At 65.9% G+C, this 17,495-nt stretch carries 6 protein-coding genes; 2 read left to right on the forward strand and 4 right to left on the reverse strand.

Annotated elements, in window-relative coordinates:
- The first annotated feature begins 230 nt into the window (after positions 1-230).
- Entirely contained in the window at positions 231-12,623 is a 12,393-nt protein-coding gene (locus ASE72_RS09830; protein WP_056020269.1) for a hypothetical protein, read from the forward strand.
- Positions 12,624-12,708: 85 nt separating this feature from the next.
- Here ASE72_RS09830 and ASE72_RS09835 read toward each other — a convergent pair whose 3' ends face one another.
- Together ASE72_RS09835 and ASE72_RS09840 are read right to left on the reverse strand one after the other, a co-directional pair.
- Positions 12,709-12,966, reverse strand: coding sequence for a hypothetical protein (locus ASE72_RS09835; protein ID WP_056020272.1), 258 nt, complete (start codon positions 12,964-12,966; stop codon positions 12,709-12,711).
- Between the two features lie 47 nt (positions 12,967-13,013).
- Positions 13,014-14,030: an SDR family oxidoreductase gene (locus ASE72_RS09840; protein WP_056020275.1), complete on the reverse strand. Its 1,017-nt coding sequence runs from the start codon at positions 14,028-14,030 to the stop codon at positions 13,014-13,016.
- Between the two features lie 331 nt (positions 14,031-14,361).
- On the opposite strand from ASE72_RS09840, the gene ASE72_RS09845 reads away from it, so the two are divergent.
- Positions 14,362-16,389 carry an alpha/beta fold hydrolase gene (locus ASE72_RS09845; RefSeq protein WP_056020278.1) on the forward strand — a complete coding sequence of 676 codons (2,028 nt, stop codon included), beginning with the start codon at positions 14,362-14,364 and terminating at the stop codon, positions 16,387-16,389.
- A gap of 82 nt (positions 16,390-16,471) precedes the next feature.
- Here ASE72_RS09845 and ASE72_RS09850 read toward each other — a convergent pair whose 3' ends face one another.
- Entirely contained in the window at positions 16,472-16,933 is a 462-nt protein-coding gene (locus tag ASE72_RS09850; RefSeq protein WP_235532313.1) for a DUF1810 domain-containing protein, read from the reverse strand.
- 183 nt (positions 16,934-17,116) lie between these two features.
- Positions 17,117-17,452, reverse strand: a complete 336-nt coding sequence (locus tag ASE72_RS09855; RefSeq protein ID WP_056020281.1) for a hypothetical protein — start codon at positions 17,450-17,452, stop codon at positions 17,117-17,119.
- Positions 17,453-17,495: the final 43 nt, after the last annotated feature.

Consider the following 17,495-nt stretch of genomic DNA (forward strand, 5'->3'; position numbering starts at 1 on the left):
TATGGGATAGTTGACGACGCGTCATCGCAAGTCCAAAAAGACTCGTCGAGTATTTCATAAAGAAAAAAAGTTCGACAGGTGGGTATTTCGCAATTGGCTTTCCGATAGGAAAATATTGAGGCTATTTCCGTTATTTAGAATAGCGTAACCGACCCGTAGAAATCATCGCCTCGATTGCTGATTGATAGTGTTGGAATTCCGTCTAGCGAAGCAGTTAGGGGCAGGAATCAATGCGTTCGAATCGCAACCGGGCAGTTCTGGCGGGTTCCTCGCTGGTCGTCATCGGCATCGCGCTGGCCGCGCCGCCGGTGCTGGCGCAGGACACCACGATCGCGACTTCGGTCACCACCGGGACCATATGGAGCGGGGCGACCTCCCCCGGCAGCAACTTCACGATTACGGCAACCGGTACGATCAGCACGCCCGATCCGAACGCGATCACGATCACCGGCGGGCCTGGCGCGACGCTGGGCACGCTGTCGAACAGCGGCCGGGTCAACGATACGGCACCGACTGGCACGGCGATCTTTGTCGGCGCAACCGGCACGGACACGATCAGCGTCGCCGAGCTTGCCAATATGGCCACCGGGACGATCTCCGCGGTCGCGACGGGTATCCTCATCAATGCGCTTGGTACGATCGGTGCGCTAACCAACGCCGGGCGGATCAGCGGACGCACGGCCGTCACCAGCGTAGGATCGATCGGATCGCTCAGCAACACCGGGGTGATTGCGGGCACGACCCGCGGTATTCAGAATGCCGTCGGGGGCATAATCGGCACCGTTGATAATTCGGGTACGATCACCGTGGCCGCGGGGGCCGCCGGGGCTGCGGGCGGCATCGCCAACAATGGCGGCTCGATCCTGACGCTGCTCAACACCGGCACGATCGTCAGCAGTTCCAGCAGCGGCATCGGCAACAACAAGACCAGCGCCTCGATCGGCCAGATCACCAATAGCGGCCTGATCAGCGGTGCAACCGGCGGGCTGTGGAACTCGGGGACGATGTCCCAGGTCACCAATACCGGCCGGATCATCGGCGCCCAGGCCGGCGTCTTTCATGCCAGTGGCACGATCGCCACGATCAACAACAGCGGGACGATCAGCGGCGGCGGCTACGGTATTTCGATCGGGAGCGGCGCGTTCAATTCGCTGATCAACAGCGGAACGCTGAGCGGCGCAATCGCGCTGTATCTCGGATCGGGCGTGTCCGTGCCCACCATCACCAACAGCGGCGTGATCGCCGGCAACATCAACAATCTGAGCGCCAACGTGCTGACGATCACCGGCGGTACCGGCGCCACGTTCGGCACCCTGACCGGCAGCACGCTGACGAACAAGGGCAGCATCACCAGCACGCTGGCGAACCTGGTGTTCACGACGGGCAACCTGGTGCTGAACGACAACATCAATGCGACGGGGCGCACGGTCAGCAACACCGGTGCGACCCTGTTGCTCAACAGCGGCATCAACGTTGCCGGCGCCTATACGCAGACCGCAGGCACACTCGACGTGAACCCGCTGGGCGGCCTGATCGCCACCGGCGTGGCGACCGCGAGCGGCGGCACGATCCAGTCGAACTTCGTCAGCACGGGCAATTATCTGGCGGGCACCTACACGCTGCTCGGTGGGTCCAGCCTGAACATCTTCGGTGCGACGGTCGATGTGGGCACACTCGCCAACCTGGACCGATCGACCAACGCGACCGGCACGGCGCTGCAGTTGCTGATCAACAATAGCTATGTCGGCGGCACGTTGACGTCCGTTAGCAATGCTGCGGCGCTGACCAGCAGCAATACCGGGCTGTATGTCGCGACGACGGGCAGCATCGGCACCTTCTCCAACACCGGCACGCTGGGCGGCGCGCAGTTCGGCGTGAACAACCGCGGCATGATCGGCCTGCTGACCAATTCGGGCCGCATCACCAACAACAGCTTCACCGCGCTGTGGAACCAGGGCAGCATCGGCCAGCTGGTCAACACCGGCACGATCACCAACAGCAGCTGGGCGATCCTGAACAGCGGCACGCTGGGCACGGTGACCAACAGCGGCGTGATCGCCGGTGGATCTTCGAATGGGAACGCCATTCAGAACGACGGCCTCATCCAATTGGTCGACAATAGCGGCACGATGTCGGGCGCCGGCAACGCGCTCGCCGGCAATTTTGGCACGATCCGAAACGGTGGCGTGATTCTCGGCGATATCAGCGGGGATAGCGGCGGTGTTATCGGCACGATCATCGGCGGAACGGGCGGCACCATCGGTACCTTCACGGGCTATACCGGCGGCACGCAGGGTACGATCGGCCTGAACGGGAACCTCATCTTCGCCTCGGGCGCGCTGCTGCTCAACAACTCGATCGTCGCAAAGAGCATTACGGCCAGCGCGCTGATCGTCAGCAACACGGGCGCCGACATCACGCTGTCGACGATCGTCAACGTCGACGGGAATTTCAGCCAGAGCGCGGGCTCGCTGAATCTGGGCACTGCAGGCAAGCTGGTGGTCACCCAAGCGGCGAGCATCACCGGTGGCACGATCAGCGCGGGCGCCAACGGCTTTTCCCCCAACGCCACCTATCTGAAAGGGGCGACCGGCGGCACGCTGGTGAGCGGTGGGGTCGGCTCGAGCTATACGGGCGTCGGCATCGCGACGAGCGGCGGCTTCACCGGCCTGGCCTTCGGCAGTACGACCAGCGGCAACAACCTGCTGCTCACCGCCAACAACATCTATGTCGGCGACGCGCAGGTCTCGATCGACAATACCGGCTCGATCAGCGGCGAGACCTATCCGTTCTACGTCGCGAACACCGGTGCGATCGGCACCTTCACCAACAGCGGAACGCTGATGGGTCTGGCCGACGGGGTCAACAACAACGGCAGCATCGGCAGCCTGTCGAACAGCGGCCTCATCAGCGGCGGGCAGAAGGGGCTGGGTAATCAGTCGACGATCACCAATCTGGTCAACACCGCGACCGGCACGATCCTGGGCGGTACTGCGGCGGGTCTGCAGAATGATACGTCGATGGGGACGGTGACCAACGCCGGCCTCATCTCGTCGGGTTCGGTGGGTTTCGCGAATTACGGCGTGCTGGGTTTGCTGAGCAATACGGGCACCATCGGCGGCGGGCCGCAGGGGGTCTATCTTGGGGGCACCACGGGCACGCTGAACAACAGCGGCACGATTATCGCGGGCCCGACCAGCCTGCTGATCGGCGGAACGCTCGGCGTGATGATCAACACCGGCCTGATCAGCGCGTTCAACGCGGTGAACGTCGCAGGAGTGCTGACTACGCTCGTCAACGCCAATGGCGGCACGATCACCGGCAACAACGCAGTATACGTCTCCAGCAATCTGGGCGGTCTCTCGAACAGCGGCCTGATCCAGGGCAGGATCGAAAACCAGACCGCCAACCTCCTGACGATCACCGGCGGTGCGGCGGGCACGATCGGCACGCTGACTGGTACGTCGGGCATCGGTACGATCAACAATACGCTGAGCAATGTGGTGTTCGCGTCGGGCAACCTGCTGCTCAACGACCGGATCATCGCGACCGGACGCACCGTCAGCAACACCGGCGCCAGCCTGTCGCTGACCAGCAACATCAGCATCACCGGGAATTACAGCCAGTCGGCGGGCACGCTGAGCCTGACCCCAGGCACCAGCAGCCTGATCGTCAGCGGGGCGGCCAACCTGAGCGGCGGCACCGTCCTGGCGAGCCTGTCCAGCACGGGGAATTACCTGGCGAGCAGCTATACGCTGGTCTCCGGCGGCGCGAGCTCGTCGCTTTCCGGCGCTACCGTTTCGACCGGGACCGTCACCGGGCTGGCGAGTTCGTCGAGCATCAGCGGGAACACCCTGCTCCTGGCGATTGCCAACGACTATGTCGGCGGATCGCTCACCACGCTGGCCAACGCGGCATCGCTCACCAGCGCCGCCACCGGCCTTTACGTGGCAACGACCGGCACTATCGGCACGGTGTCCAACACCGGCACGCTGGGCGGCGCGCAATTCGGCGTCAACAACCGCGGCACGATCGGCACGTTCGGCAACTCCGGTCGCATCACCAACGCCAATTTCACCGCGCTGTGGAACCAAGGCAGCATCGGCCAGCTGGTCAACAGCGGCACGATCACCAACAGCAGCTGGGCGATCCTGAACAGCGGCACGATCGGCACCGTGACCAACAGCGGCGTGATTACCGGCGCCGGGGTCGCGATCCAGAACAACGCCGTGATCGCCGTCGTCGACAACAGCGGCACGCTGTCGGGCCAGAACGCGCTTGCCGGCACGTTCGGCACGGTCATCAACAGCGGCCTGATCCGCGGCAATATCAACCCATCCGGCGGCGTGATCGGCACCATCATCGGTGGCAGCGGCGGCGCGATCGGTACGTTTACCGGCTCCACCGGGACGACCCAGGGCACGATCGGCGCCAGCGGCAACCTCACCTTCGCCGCGGGTGCGCTGCTGCTCAACGATACGATCAAAGCCGTCAACATCGCTGCCAGCGCGCTGACCGTCAGCAACACCGGCGCCGACATCACGCTGGCGACGATCGTCAACGTCGACGGCAATTTCAGCCAGAGCGCTGGCTCGCTCGATTTGGGCACCACCGGCCGGCTGGTCGTTACCCAGGCGGCGAACTTCACCGGCGGCACGATTGCTGCGGGCGGCTTCTCCGCCACGGGCAATTATCTCGCCGGCAGCAATGCCGGAACGCTCGTGTCCGGCGGCGTGGGCTCGAACTATGCCGGTGTCAGCATCAGCATGGGCGGGGCGACGGGCCTGGCGGCCGGCCCGGTCACCAGCGGCACCAACCTCGTGGTGGCCGTCGCCAATGATTATGTCGGCGGCACGCTCGGCTCGATCAACAATAGCGGCAGCATCGGCGGGGTCGCGCAGGCGGTCTATGTCGCGGCGACGGGCAATCTGGGGACGCTCGACAACAGCGGCACGCTGTCGGGCACCAGCAACGGCGTGTACAATGTCGGATTGGTCGGGTTGTTGCGCAACGCCGGCCTGATCGAGGGCGGCAATCCGGGCCTGTACAATGCGAACACCGGCGGCATCACCGCGCTGGTCAACACCGGCACGATCAAGACGACCAACGACGCATTCGGCACCGGACTGCAGAATGCCGGCAGCATCGGGACACTGACGAACAGCGGGCTGATCGGCAATAATATCGGCATCTTCAACGCCGGCGGCACGATCGCCTCGCTGGACAATCAGGGCACGATTGCGGGCGCGACCGCGCTGTTCATGACCGGCAATGTCGGTGCGCTCAGCAACAGCGGGACGATCACCAACACCGGACATGGCATCTACATCACCGGCGCGACGCTCGGCACGTTGGTCAATTCCGGAACGCTCAGCGGCGATGCGGGCGCGATCTATATCGCGGCCAGTGGCAGCCTGGGCGGCATCGCGAACAGCGGCGTCATCCGGGGCGACATCGTCAACAACTCGGCGCAGAATCTGACGATCACGGGCGGCAGCGGCACGACCATCGGCACGTTGAGCGGCGTTTCCGGCCAGGGCGTCATCAGCAACACCGCGAGCGACCTGGTGTTCGGCGGCGGCTTGCTGGTACTGGACAGTTCGATCGATGTGACGGGGCATGGCGTCGTCAACAGCGGCGCGATGCTGGGGTTGTTCGGCACCACCAGCATTACCGGCAACTATACCCAGTCCGCGGGTGCGCTGGTGCTGAACCCGGGCTTGGGCAGCATGGTGGTCAGCGGCATCGCCAACGTCAGCGGCGGCGGCGTCCTCACGGCGGTGTCCGGCACCGGCAACTATCTGGCGGGCGATTCCTTCACGCTGATCCAGGGCGGGGCGGGATCGTCCTACAGTGGCGCCATCGTCAGCGGCGGAAGCGTTACCGGGCTGGATGCGGTCGGATCGGTTGCCACCATCGGCGGCAACACCAACCTGCTGCTATCGGTGAACAACGATTATGTCGGCGGCACGCTCGGCTCGATCGTCAACAGCGGAACGTTGAGCGCCGCCACGGCGGTGTATGTTGCCAGCACTGGCACGCTGGGCACGCTGGTCAACACCGGCACCGTGATGGGCGATGTGGTCAACCAGTCCGCGGGCAACCTGACGATCGTCGGCGGCAGCGCCAGCAACGGCGTGTTCACCGGGCAGAGCGGCGCGCAGGGCATGATTTCGAGCGCGAATGGCGATGTCGTCCTGGCATCTGGCAGGATCCTGCTTGACGATAGCGTCGCGGTCTCCGGGCACGCGCTGGTCAACACCGGTGCATCGGTGCAGCTGGACCGCGCGGTCGACGTCACCGGCAATTTCAGCCAGTCCGGCGGTACGCTGGGCGTGGTCGCCAGCGGCGGCCTGATCGTCAGCGGTACGGCCAATCTCACGGGCGGGATGATTGCCGTCAGCGGGCTTTCGGCGACGGGCAATTATCTTGCGGGCGATACGGCTGGCACCATCATCCAGGGCGGCGTGGGATCGGCCTATACGGGGCTGGCCTATACCGCCAATGTCGGCGGGCTGGAGATTGCAGGCGCGACGCAGGGCACCAACCTGCTGGCGAGCGTGACCAATGACTATGTCGGTGGTTCGCTGGGCACGCTGAGCAACACCAGCAGCCTGGGCGGAAACACGGCCATCTACGTCGCCAGCACCGGATCGATCGGTGCGCTCCTCAACAGCGCCATGATCACTGCGAATGTCGGTCTGGCCAACCAGGGCATGATCGGCGGGATCGCCAATAGCGGCGTGTTCGACGTCGGCGGCACCGCGGTCGTCAACACTGGCAGCATTGGCCAACTCGACAACACCGGCAGCATTGTCGCCGCAGCATCGGCGGGCATCTACAACGGCGGCACGATCGCCGCGATCAACAACAGCGGCGTGCTGATCAACAGCCAGGTCTCGGCCGGATCGGGGCAGGTCGGCGCGATCGTCAACGTCGCAGCGCTGGGTGCGCTCACCAACAGCGGTACCATCGCCGGCCCGGTCGCGCTGTTCAATTCGGGATCGCTCGGCACGATCGCCAACACCGGCACGATCGCCGGCAATATCGAAAATGTGGCGGCACAGGATCTCGTGTTCACCGGCGGCACCGGTGGAACGTTCGGCACGCTGACCGGCCATGGCGCCGGCAGCCAGGGCATGATCACCAATCTCGTCGGCAATGTCGTGATGGGGTCGGGCGGCATCGTGCTGAACGACGCGGTGAATGTCGGCACGGGCACGCTGATCAATGCCGGCGCGACCCTCCAGTTGACCAGCATCGTCGCGGTGACGGGCAATTACGCCCAGGCATCGGGCACGCTGGCGCTGGGCCAGTCTTCGCTGCTGGTCAGCGGTATCGCCAACATCAGCGGCGGCCTGATCACCACGACGCAGTTCGACGCGACCGGCAACTACATCGCCGGCAGCAATGGCGGCGCGCTGGTGCAGGGCGGCGCGGGCTCCAGCTATCTGGGCGTCGGCGTGGCGTCGGGGATCAACGGCCTGTCGATCGCGACGAGCGTCGGTACGATCGGTAGCACCGTCAACCTGCTGCTGACGTTGCAGAACGACTATGTCGGCGGCACACTCGCCAATCTCGACAACGCCGGTGCAATTTCGGGCGTATCGACCGCGATCGTTGTCGCGACATCGGGCAACATCGGCACGCTGTCGAACAGCGGCGTGCTTGCCGGCACCAGCTTCGGGCTCAACAATAGCGGCGCCATCGGGGTGATCGCGAACAGCGGGACGATGAGCGGCACCGTCGGTGTGTTCAACGGCGGTACGATCGGCACGATCCTGAACACCGGCAGCATGATCGACACGCCGGCCATCCTGGCCGCGGGGCTGAACAATGCCGGCGTGATCGGCGCGGTCATCAATCAGGGGACGATCAGCGGCGAAGCGCGCGGCCTGTACAATGACGGCTGGATCGACAGTGTTACGAACAGCGGCACGATCGCCGGCCAACTCGCGCTCTACAATGGCGGCAGCATCGGCACGTTGAACAATAGCGGTATCCTGCTCGACTCGGCGGCACCTGACAGCGCCGCGCTGAACAACGCGGGTACGCTGAATGTCGCCATCAACAGCGGAACGATTACCGGTGCCACCTATGGCATCCTGAACAGCGGGACGCTGGGGCAACTGGGCAATAGCGGCACGATCCAGGCGGTAACGGCGATCTACAATGCCGGCATGCTAGGGCCGATCGCCAATAGCGGCGTGATTGCGGGCGACATCCAGAACGTGTCGGCGCAGGATCTGACCTTCACCGGTGCCAGCGGTACCGACATGGGCACGCTGACCGGGCAGGGCAGAGCACGCGGGACGATCAGCAACACCGGCGGCAACGTGGTGTTCGCCTCGGGCAATTTGCTGCTCAACGACGATGTCGCGGCGACCGGCGTGGCGAACAGCGGCGCGGTGCTGACGCTGGAGAACAGCGCGGCGATCACCGGCGACTATAGCCAGACGGCGGGCGCGCTGATGCTGGCGACCGGCCAGCAACTCAATGTCAGCGGCGTAGCCAGCATGACCGGCGGTAGCGTGGCGACCAGCTTGCCGAACGCTGCGAATTATCTGGCAGGCACAACGGCGGCCACGCTGGTCACCGGCGGCACCGGCTCGACCTATGCCGGCGTGTCGGTGACCACCGGCCCGATCACCGGGCTGGCGCTCACGGCGGGCACAAGCGGCAACGCCCTCGTGGTGACGGCCGACAACAATTATATCGGCGCGAGCCTCGCCAACCTGACCAACAGCGGCAGCCTGACGGCGGACTATCCGGTCTATGTGGCCGCAGGCGGCAGCCTGGGGGCACTCGCCAATAGCGGTACGCTGAGCGGATCGGTGGCGGCGATCTACAATGAGGGCATGCTCGGGCCGATCGCCAACACGGGCGTGATTGCGGGCAACATCCAGAACGTGTCGGCGCAGGATCTGACCTTCACCGGTGCCAGCGGCACCGACATGGGCACGCTGACCGGCCAGGGCACAGGGCGCGGGACGATCAGCAACACGGGCGGCAACGTGGTGTTCGCTGCGGGCAATTTGCTGCTCGACGACGATGTCGTGGCGACCGGCGTGGCGAACAGCGGCGCGGTGCTGACGCTGCAGAACAGCGCGGCGATCACCGGGAACTTCAGCCAGACGGCAGGCGCGTTGATGCTGGCCACCGGCCAGCAACTTAATGTCAGCGGCACCGCCAGCCTGACCGGCGGCAGCGTGGCGACGACGCTGCCGAACGCGGCCAACTACCTCGCGGGTATGACGGCGGCGACGCTGGTCACCAGCGGCAGCGGCTCCACCTATACCGGCGTGTCGGTGACCACCGGCCCGATCACCGGGCTGGCGCTCACGGCGGGTGCAAGCGGCAACGACCTCGTGGTGACGGCCGACAACAATTATATCGGCGCGAGCCTCGCCAGCCTGGCCAACATCGGCAGCCTGACGGCGGACAATCCGGTCTATGTGGCAGCAGGCGGCAGCCTTGGCAGTTTGACCAACTCGGGCACGCTGAGCGGATTGGTGGCGGCGATCTACAATGCCGGCACGCTGGGGCCGATCGCCAACACGGGCGTGATTGCCGGCAATATCGAGAATGTGGGCGCACAGGCGCTGACCTTCACTGGTGCCAGCGGCACCGACATGGGCACGCTGACCGGCCAGAATGGCGGACGCGGCACGATCACCAACCTTGCGGGGAACGTGGTGTTCGCGTCGGGCAATCTGCTGCTCGACGACGATGTCGTGGCAACCGGCCATGCGGTGACCAACAGCGGTGCGGTACTGACGCTGCAGAACAGTGCGGCGATCACCGGCGACTTTGGCCAGACGGCTGGCTCGCTGGTGCTGGCTACCGGCCAGCAGCTCAATGTCAGCGGCGTAGCCAGCCTGACGGGGGGTAGCGTGGCGACCACTTTGCCGAACGCGGCCAATTATCTTGCTGGCAACACGGCGGCGACGCTGGTCACCGGCGGCGCCGGCTCCACTTATGCCGGCGTGTCGGTGACCACCGGCCCGATCACCGGGCTGGCGCTCACGGCGGGCGGGAGCGGCAACGACCTCGTGGTGACGGCCGACAACAATTATATCGGCGCTACTCTCGCCGGCCTGACCAACAGCGGCAGCCTGGCGGCGGACTATCCGGTCTATGTCGCGGCAAGCGGCAGTCTCGGCAGCCTGGCCAATAGCGGCACGCTGAGCGGCGCGGCCGCGGCGATCTACAATGCGGGCATGCTGGGGCCGATCGCCAATAGCGGCGTTATTGCGGGCAACATCCAGAACGTGGCGGCGCAGGCGCTGACGATCTCCGACGGCAGCGGCGGCAGCATCGGCACGCTGACCGGGCTGAATGGCGGGCGCGGGACGATCACCAATTCCGGCGGGGGCGTGGTATTCGCCGGGGGCAATTTGCTGCTGGGCGACGATGTCGTGGCAAGCGCTGTGGCGAACAGCGGCGCGGTGCTGAGCCTGGCGACGAGTTCGAGCATCACCGGTGCCTTCAGCCAGACGGCGGGCGGGCTGGTGCTGGCGAGCGGGGCGCAGCTCAACGTCAGCGGCGCGGCGACGCTGAGCGGCGGCACCGTGTCGACGACGCTGCCGGGCGCAGCCAATTATCTCGCCGGCACCACGGCGGCGACATTGGTCGCCGGCGGCGCGGGATCGGCCTATACGGGTGTCTCGGTCGCCACCGGGGCAATTTCGGGGCTGGCGCTGACGTCGGGCACCAGCGGTACCAATCTGGTCGTCACCGCCAACAACAATTATGTCGGCGCGGGCCTGACGAGCCTGACCAACAGCGGCAGCCTGGTGGCGGACCATCCGGTCTATGTTGCCGCGGGGGGCAGTCTCGACAGCCTGACCAACACCGGCACGCTGAGCGGGGCTATCGCCGCGATCTACAATGCGGGCACGCTGGGGCCGATCGGCAATAGCGGCGTGATCGCAGGGAATATTCAGAACCTCGCGAGCACGGACCTGCGTATCGCGGGCGGCAGCGGCACGAGCTTCGGCACGCTGACCGGCTTCGCTGCGGGCAGCCAGGGGACGATCACCAATCTGGCGAGCAATCTGGTGCTCAGCGGCAACCTCCTGCTCAACGACGCGATCAACCTCGGCACGCGCGGCCTCGTCAGCAGCGCGACGCTGCAGCTGAACAATGCGGTGCGGCTGACGGGCAATTACAGCCAGGTCGGCGGCGCGCTCCTGATCGGCGTCACGTCGACCAGCGTCTACGGCCAGCTTCAGGTGAGCGGATCGGCAAGCCTCACCAACACGAACGTGCGGCTCGTCGCACTGGGCAGCACTACGCTGGCGGCCGGTACGCCCTATACGGTGGTGAAGGCCGGAGGTGCGCTGACCTATAGCGGGCTTACCTCATCCATCGCCGGGTTCGACGGCAGCTTTTCGACAGCCACCGGCGGCGGTACGTCCGATCTGGTACTGACGGTGAAGAACAACGTGCCCGCGACGCAGTTCGCGCCAATCGGCGTCTCGGCTGGCGGACCCGGCGTCGGGACCGGTGCCGCGCTCGACGCGATTGTCGTGGCCGGAAACGGTGCGGACACCGGTGCCGCACTCCCGGTCATCAACGACGTGCTGGTCCCGCTGGCCGCGTTGCCGGCCGCGGAGCAGGAGCGCGCGATCGTCCAGCTTTCGCCGACCCAGTTGACGCCGCAGGTCGTCGCGCTCGCGGTGTCGCCGGCGGTGAACGCGATCGTGCAGCATCAGGACGTCCTGGCGGCGAATGCGAGTGGCCGCGAGGAACGCGGTATGTCGGCGGGGTCTCAGGGCCAGCGCGGCAATGTCTGGGGGCAGCTGCTGTTCAATACCGCCAGGCGCGGCGTGGCGGCCGGCTCGTCGCCCTATGCGGCGGACAGCTTCGGGATCATCGCCGGTGTCGACCTGATTGGCAGCAGCACGCTGCTCGTCGGCGGCGCGGTGAGCTGGGTGAACAGCACCGCCAATGGCCGCGCCGACCTGACCGGGAGCCGGACCCGGCTCGACAGCTATCAGGCGACCACCTATTTCACGTGGCAGCCGGGCGATCTGGAAAATGGCGGCTTCGCGGTCGATGGCCAGCTTGGCTTTGGCTATAATGCGTATCGCCAGCAGCGGCGGATCGATTTTCTCGGCCGGACTGCCAGGGCGTCCTATGACGGGCAGCAATATCTCGGCAGCCTCCGCGTGAGCGACACGGTGCCGCTAGGGAATAGCGCGTCGCTCACGCCCTATGCCGGGCTGCGCGCGATCCATCTGCGGAATGACGGCTATACCGAACGCCAGGCGGGCACCGCGAACATGCAGGTCCGCCGGCTCTCGGTCGATTCGCTCAACCACGAGATCGGGGTGCAGGGCGGGGCGATCTACGACACCGCCTCGGGCCGATTCGCGCCATCGGTGAAGCTCGGGTGGATCCACAATTACGTGAATGGCCCGATTCCGCTGACCGCCATATTGGGTGGGGTGACCTTCACCAGCACGTCGACGCGGGGTCCGAGGGACGGTGCGGTTCTCGGCGCGGGCCTGACGTTCAGCCGCAGCGATCGGCTGCGCATCGGGGTGCAATATGACGGCGAGATCCGCGACGCGTTCCAGAGCCATAGTGGCACGGTCAAGCTGACGGTAAACTTCTGAGGCAGCGGGGCTTCGGTAGTCTTGCGGTCGAACGCCTAAGGGCAGTGCGGCCCCGCAGCAGGAGGACGGAACCGATGTGGTCCGCCTATAATCCAGCCCGATCGATCATCGATGCAACCTCGACCGGTAACGCGGAGTCCGACTTCGGCAGCAGACGGTTGAGCGCGGTCTGCACGCGTTTGCGCGCGACCTGATACGCCTTGTGGCGGATCGCGCGCGTCGCGTTGGTCCGCCAGGATGTGCTCCCGCCGAGCAGCGCCTCCCATTTGTCCTCTTCGGCCTCGAGGATCGACAGCGCCAGACGCAGCCCATCGCGTCGCCCGCGTGCATAATCGTCGGACATTGCCGGCCTCTCCCTGTGATATGATCGCGAATGTCACGGTCCGGCGGTCAGGGAAATCCCTTGCCGCCATGCGCGCCGACCGCGGTCCCCGTCGAATAGCTTGCCTCGTCGGAGGCGAGCACGACGAACAGCGATGCCAGTTCGGCGGGCTGGCCCGCGCGACCGAGCGGCGTGTCCTGCCCGAACTCGTGCATCTTGCCGGGCAATTGCCCGCCCGCGACCTGGAGCGGCGTCCAGATCGGCCCCGGCGAGACCGCGTTGACGCGGATGCCCTTCTTGGCAAGCTGCTTGGCCATGCCCCGCGTCAGGTTCTGGATCGCGGCCTTGGTCGACGCATAGTCGATCAGGTCGTCGCTCGGATCATAGGCATTTTGCGAAATGGTGTTGATGATGACGGACCCGGGCGGCATCGCGGGTATCGCGGCCTTGGAAAAGCGGAACACGTGGTAGATGTTCGTTTCGTAGGTGCGGACGAACTGTTCGTCGCTGATCTCCATGATGTCCGCCTTGGACTGCTGATAGGCCGCGTTGTTGACGAGGATATCGAGGCCGCCAAGCTGCGATATCGCCTTCCTGAAGGTGTCCTCGCAGGCCTTTTGCGTCCGGATGTCGGCGGGCAGCAGCACCGCCTTGCGTCCCGCCTGCCGGATCAGGTCGGCGACCTCGCGCGCGTCCGCTTCCTCGCTGGGATGATAGTTGATCGCCACGTCCGCCCCCTCGCGGGCGAACGCGATGGCGGCGGCGCGTCCGATTCCGCTGTCGCCGCCGGTCAGCAGCGCCTTTCGGCCGACCAGCTTCCCCGCGCCGCGATAGCTCGTCTCGCCGTGATCGGGACGCGGGTTCATCCTGCCGGCGAGCGCGGGCCAGGGCTGGCGCTGCTCGGGGAAGGGCGTGCGCGTGTATTTGTCGCGCGGATCACGCAGGCTGGGCGCCGCGCCCTTGCCCCCGGCTATTGCCGATTGCGCCGCCGATTGCGCCAGCGCGGCGCCCGGCGCGGATGCCGCGGCGAGGCCGATGGCGGCACCACCGAGAATGCCGCGGCGCGACGTTTCATTGTTGCTCATGATCGGGTCCTTCTCTGTCGGGCATTCGCCGGATGACGGGCATCGCGTCTGGTCTTGTCCTGCCCGACGATCGCTCGATCGAACCGTTCCATCGGACCGGCCATCCGATCGCGCGGGTGGCGGCCGCGTGGCACGATTCCAGCCTGTTGCCGCTGCTCGCGATGACAGCACCCCCCGACCATGCCCTGCTAATCCCGAATGAAAAACAGCGACGCGGTTTGCAACGCCGCCGGGCGGCCGGGCCGATAGTCCATGAGGGTCAAGGACTTATGCCCGGAACGCTCTGCGCATGCCCGGGTTGTGACGATGATCACAGCAGCAGTGCGAGCGCATGCCAGACATTTCCACCGAGCATCTGACGATTCACTATGCCGACTATGGCGCGCCGACCGCGCAGCCCGTCCTGCTCATCCATGGGTGGCCCGACGATGCCTCGACATGGGACGAGGTCGCGCACGCGCTGGCCGATGCGGGGCTGCGCGTGATCGTGCCGACGCTGCGCGGGTTCGGCGCGACGCGGTTCGTCGGCGATGCCGCGCGTACCGGCAACAGCGCCATGCTGGCGATGGACATGATCGCGCTGATGGATGGCCTCGGCATCGACCGCTTCATGGTCGCGGGGCATGACTGGGGCTCGAATACCGCCGAAGCGATGGCGGTCGGCTGGCCCGAGCGGATCGAGCGCCTGGCGATGCTGTCCACGCCGCCACGGCTTGGCGGGATACCCACCCCGCCGTTCGAGCAGGCGCAGCGGCAATGGTATCACTGGTTCATGGCGACGAGGCGCGGCGCGCAGGCGGTCCGCGACGATCGCAAGGGCTTTGCGCATATTCACTGGGTCAACTGGTCGCCGCCCGGCTGGTTCGACGAGGCGACGTTCGACCGTGTCGCGCGGGCGTTCGAGAACCCCGACTGGGCCGACGTCACGCTGCACAGCTATCGCGCGCGCTGGGACGAGGCCGACCCCGATCCGCAGAGCCAGTGGCTCGAGGACAAGGTGAAGGCGGCCCGGACGCTTTCTTTGCCGGCGCTCTATATCCGGGGCGCGGTCGACGGCGTGAACCCGCCATCGGCCAGCCAGGACGTAGCCGGCAAGTTCGACGGCCCGTTCGCGGTCGTCACGCTCGCCGGCGTCGGCCACTTCCCGCAGCGCGAGAACCCGACCGCGGTCGCGCATCATCTCATCCAGCTTTTCACCGGCGATCCCGCCGACGTCACAGACCCCACAGACCGGAGCCGCATCATGCCCAGTTCGAAAACCCTCTTGGCCGGCATCGCCGCCGCCGGCATCGTCGCCGCATCGCTGATCGGTATCGCACAGGCGCAGGGTCCCGCCGCGCCCCTGACGCAGGTCGCGCAGTTCGATCACCAGGCGACCGGCGTCGCGGTGACGGCGGATGGCCGGCGTTTCGTCAACTTCCCGCGCTGGACCGACGACGCGCCGATTTCGGTGGCCGAGGTGATGAAGGACGGCACGCTCAGGGCCTATCCGGACGAGAAGTGGAACAGCTGGCGCAACGCCAAGGCGAGCATGCTCCCGGTCGGCGATTATTTCGTCTGCGTGCAATCGATCGTACCCGACGGTCACGGCAATCTCTGGGTGCTCGACCCGGGCGCGCCCGGCAACGAGAAGATCCTTGAAGGCGCGCCAAAGCTGGTGCGGATCGACCTCGCCACCAATCGCGTGACCAAGGTCATCAAGGTGCCGCTCGATGTCGCGCTCCAGGGCACCTACCTCAACGACATCCGCTTTTCGCCAGACGGCAAGACCGGTTACATCACCGACAGCGGCACGCGCGGTGCGATCATCGTCATCGATCTCGAGACCGGCAAAGGCTTTCGTGCGCTCGACGGCCATCCCTCGACACAGATCGACAAGACGGTGACGGTCAGGACCGATGGCAAGCCGCTGGTCCGCCCCGATGGACGTCAACCCGCCTTCGCCTCGGATGGTATCGCGATCTCGAACGACGGGAAGACGCTGTATTACCAGGCGCTGACGGGCAAGACGCTCTATTCGATCGATACTGCGCTGTTGCGCGCGAACGTCAGCGAGGCGGATCGCGGTACCGGTGTGAGGACGGTGGCGCAGACTCACGTCGCCGACGGTCTGTGGATGAGCAAGGCGGGTATCCTCTATATCACCTCGCCCACGACCAACGGCATCTCACGTCTGGTCGGCAACCGCACCGAGCCGGTACTGACCGACCCGCGTCTGCGCTGGCCCGATACCTTCGCCGAGGGGCCCGATGGCCGGATGTACGTGACCGCAAGCCACATCCAGGACACCAACTGGTTCAAGCCCGGCGCGCCGGCATCGATCAAGACGCAGCTCTTCTCGTTTGCGCCGGTCCGGTAGGACCCGCTCCCGTGCGCACGAAGGCCTGAAGCGCATGACGGCTGTCCGTGTCGATCGGGTGATCGAACCGGACAGCCGCAGATCAGCGGGCCAGCAAGGCGAGCGTCGCCCCATCGCGCTCGCCGCCGAACCAGCGATCGAGCGCGACGCCTGTCATCGCACCCGCGCCCGCCAGTTCGAACAGCGTCAGCGATGATCGAAGCTTCATCGCATCGATCGCGCCGAACACCTCCACCGGGTCGCTGCTCGCCAGATCCTGCAGCGCGGACACGCATTCCAGATACCGCGGGCCAAGTACGGGATGCGCCAGATAGGCGTGTGCCTCGTCGAGCGAGAGGATGCCGAAATATCTGGCCGTCTCGCTCCGGCCCAGCCCGGCCAGCTGCGGAAACACGAACCACATCCAGTGCGAGCGCTTGGCGCCCCGGCGGATTTCCGCGAGCGCGTCGGCGTAGACCGGGGCCTGCGCATCGACAAACCGCTCGATCGACACAGCGGCGCCGGCGTTCAGGGCGCGATCGCCTGTACCGGCGACGGCAAACACATTCGCATGGCCATGAACTTGTCCTTTCGCAGCCTCGCTGGACGTCGTCGATCCGATCTCCCGGATCAGCGCCAATGCAGCGACCGCACGCCGGAGCGTGACGCCGCGTCGATGTAACGCGACCCTGCGCTAGCTGTCCCGACCTGCCGGTACAACCCGTTCGCGATCAGCGATCTGCGGTTCTTAGAAGGGGGCGTTGCGCTCGATGATGCACTCGAGCACGCGGTTGGGGAGCGGGTGGCTGAAGTCGATCCCGATCGCCTCCGGACTGCTCCAGGCGACCCATCCCGGCACCGTGGCGAATCGCGGGATCGTAAGATGGACGAACGTGCCGACGGTCACCGCCAGCTGCGTCTCGACACGGCACCCCCGCGCCGTACAGTCGGAGATGCAGACCGACTGCTCGTCAAACTTGTCCGCCGATATCGTCGCATTCCAGGCAACCGGAATCCGCACGAGCTGGCGTTCGTCCTTGCCGAGCCAGGCAGGGTATGTGTCGTCTATGAGTCGGGTAGCCATCGACGCGCCGATACCGCCGACATCGTTCCCATCGCGTTAATCC

It is taken from the genome of Sphingomonas sp. Leaf20, assembly GCF_001421535.1.
Taxonomy (GTDB): domain Bacteria; phylum Pseudomonadota; class Alphaproteobacteria; order Sphingomonadales; family Sphingomonadaceae; genus Sphingomonas.

Coding starts and splice junctions, on each gene's coding strand:
- ASE72_RS09830 (WP_056020269.1), top strand. CDS start 231: ATGCGTTCGAATCGCAACCGGGCAGTTCTGGCGGGTTCCTCGCTGGTC.
- ASE72_RS09835 (WP_056020272.1), bottom strand. CDS start 12,966: ATGTCCGACGATTATGCACGCGGGCGACGCGATGGGCTGCGTCTGGCG.
- ASE72_RS09840 (WP_056020275.1), bottom strand. CDS start 14,030: ATGAGCAACAATGAAACGTCGCGCCGCGGCATTCTCGGTGGTGCCGCC.
- ASE72_RS09845 (WP_056020278.1), top strand. CDS start 14,362: ATGCCAGACATTTCCACCGAGCATCTGACGATTCACTATGCCGACTAT.
- ASE72_RS09855 (WP_056020281.1), bottom strand. CDS start 17,452: ATGGCTACCCGACTCATAGACGACACATACCCTGCCTGGCTCGGCAAG.